Source organism: Mycobacterium sp. MUNTM1 (assembly GCF_054660795.1).
Window position 1 is genome coordinate 1 of sequence record NZ_BAAGDE010000157.1, and the last position, 485, is coordinate 485.

At 65.6% G+C, this 485-nt stretch carries 1 protein-coding gene; it reads left to right on the forward strand.

Features of this window, described 5'->3' with window-relative positions:
• Positions 1-485: AMP-binding protein (locus ACYQ8K_RS30210; RefSeq protein WP_459975057.1), on the forward strand; the 485-nt coding region annotated here is incomplete at both ends.

Below are 485 nucleotides of genomic sequence, written 5' to 3' on the forward strand. Positions count from 1 at the left end.
AGCCAGACCCCGTCGGCGTTTTATGCGTTGCAGAGCGCCGATGCGTTGGCGCCCGAATTGGGTGAGCAGCTGAAGTTGCAGACGGTGGTCTTTGGTGGTGAGGCGTTGGAGCCGCACCGGTTGTCGACGTGGCTGCACCGTCATCCGGGGCTGCCGCGGATGATCAATATGTATGGCATCACCGAGACGACGGTGCACGCGTCGTTTCGGGAGATTGTCGATTCAGACGTGGAGAGCAACGTCAGCCCGATCGGTGGGCCGCTGGGCAACCTTGCTTTCTTCGTGCTGGACGGTTGGCTGCGTCAGGTGCCGGTCGGTGTGGTGGGTGAGTTGTACGTCGCCGGCGGTGGGCTGGCCACCGGTTACGTGGGCCGCCCGGGTCTGTCGTCGACGCGGTTTGTGGCCTGCCCGTACGGGGCGCCGGGTGCGCGGATGTATCGCACGGGTGACCTGGTGCGCTGGGGAGCCGACGGGCAGCTGCAGTA